The sequence below is a fragment of the Spirillospora sp. NPDC049652 genome, assembly GCF_040675125.1.
Taxonomy (GTDB): domain Bacteria; phylum Actinomycetota; class Actinomycetes; order Streptosporangiales; family Streptosporangiaceae; genus Spirillospora.
Genome location: NZ_JBFAOF010001489.1, coordinates 1 through 1,236 on the forward strand (window position 1 = coordinate 1; position 1,236 = coordinate 1,236).

The 1,236-nt window shown below is 76.9% G+C and carries 1 protein-coding gene; it reads left to right on the forward strand.

The annotated features are described in order from the left end of the window. Positions 1-163 precede the first annotated feature (163 nt). A partial coding sequence (trpD, locus tag AB0J52_RS41355; RefSeq protein WP_500188736.1) for an anthranilate phosphoribosyltransferase occupies positions 164-1,236 on the forward strand: 1,073 nt, incomplete at its 3' end.

The window sequence follows — 1,236 nt, forward strand, 5'->3', positions numbered from 1 at the left end:
TGTGGGCGCTGGTACGGGCGTCCATACCGCCGCAGCGTCCGGCGACGCGCCCGGCATCCCGCCCGCGGCCGCACCCGAAGCCGCCTCCGCCGCGTCCGGCATGACCGCCGCGGCGGTGTCCGGTGTGCCCGAGGGCACGCCCGAAACGACAGTTCCGTCCGGAATGACCGGCGTCACACCTTCCGCCCCGCCCGCTACCTCGGGCGCGGGGCGCGGCGGCGCGGCCGGCCCGGGGGCGACGTCGTGGCCGGGGCTGCTCAACACGCTGCTGGACGGCGTGTCGCTGACCAGCGACGAGACGGTCTGGGCGATGGACCAGATCATGTCCGGCGAGGCCACCGACGTGCAGATCGCCGGGTTCGCCGTCGCGCTGCGCGCCAAGGGCGAGACGGTCGCCGAGGTGGCCGGGCTCGCCGAGGGCATGATGGCGCACGCCACGCCGATCCACGTGCCGGGCCGGTTCGCCGACCTGGTCGGCACCGGCGGCGACCGCGCGCACACCGTGAACATCTCGACGATGGCGGCCGTGGTGGCCGCCGCCGCCGGGGTGAAGGTGGTCAAGCACGGCAACCGCGCCGCCTCGTCGTCCTGCGGCGCGGCCGACCTGCTGGAGGGGCTCGGGGTCGCGATCGACCTGCCCCCCGCGGCGACCGCCCGGGTCGCCGAGGAGGTCGGGATCACGTTCTGCTTCGCGCCGCTCTACCACCCGGCGCTGCGGTACGCGGCCCGGACGCGCAGCGAGCTGCGCACGCCGACCGTGTTCAACTTCCTCGGGCCGCTGACGAACCCGGCCCGTCCGACCAGCCAGGCCGTCGGCGTGTTCCACCCGCGGATGGCGCCGGTCATGGCCGGGGTGTTCGCCGCGCGCGGCTGCTCGTCCCTGGTGTTCCGGGGCGACGACGGGCTGGACGAGCTGACCACCACGGGCACCTCGACCGTCTGGGTGGTCCGGGACGGCGCGGTCACCGAGACCGTGTTCGACCCCGCCGACCTCGGCATCCCGCCCGCGCGCCCGGAGGACCTGCGCGGCGCGGACGCCGCCTACAACGGGAAGGTCGCCCGCCGGGTCCTGGCGGGCGAGCGCGGCCCGGTGCGGGACATGGTCCTGCTGAACGCGGCGGCGCTGATCGCCGCCTACGAGGGCGCTCCGGCGGCCGGGGAGCTCACCGCGACGCTGGGGGCCGCCTTCGGGCGCGCCGCCGAGGCGGTGGACTCGGGCGCGGCGGCGGCCCTGCT